We start from the raw sequence: 399 nt of genomic DNA, 5'->3' as shown, positions 1-399 counted from the left end.
TCGAACTCGTAGTCGTAGATGTGCCGGTCAGCCGCTGCGACCGAGTCGAAGTACTCGACGACCTTGCCGTCCTGGTCGATCGCGTGGCGGACCAGGACCACCACCGGTGCCCCGAGCGGCAGCTCCAGCGCGATCGCCTCTTCCTGCATCGCGAGGCGCGCACGGAGCCGCTCGCGATAGCGGACGATCTCGTGGCCGTTGGCCTCCAGGAGCCCGTAGATGCCGCCAGGGGCCGTCTGACCGGCGGAATAGCCGATCTCTCGGTCCACGCTGGCCGGGATGTAAGAGTCAGCGAGCTGGGTCGGCACGCCACCGACCCACATCCGCCGGCGCTTGACGACGGCCTCCTCCTCACCGATGACCTTCGCGACGTCCGGGGACACCGTCACGATCTCAATG

At 67.7% G+C, this 399-nt stretch carries 1 protein-coding gene; it reads right to left on the bottom strand.

All coding sequences use genetic code 11. The features are described from left to right. The coding region (locus FVA95_RS29515) for a UTRA domain-containing protein (protein ID WP_161992543.1) at positions 1 to 383 on the bottom strand (383 nt) is incomplete at its 3' end. Between the last annotated feature and the right edge of the window lie 16 nt (positions 384 to 399).

This window comes from Pseudonocardia sp. EV170527-09, assembly GCF_008369905.1.
Taxonomy (GTDB): domain Bacteria; phylum Actinomycetota; class Actinomycetes; order Mycobacteriales; family Pseudonocardiaceae; genus Pseudonocardia.
This window is presented reverse-complemented; position numbering and strand designations above follow the sequence as displayed.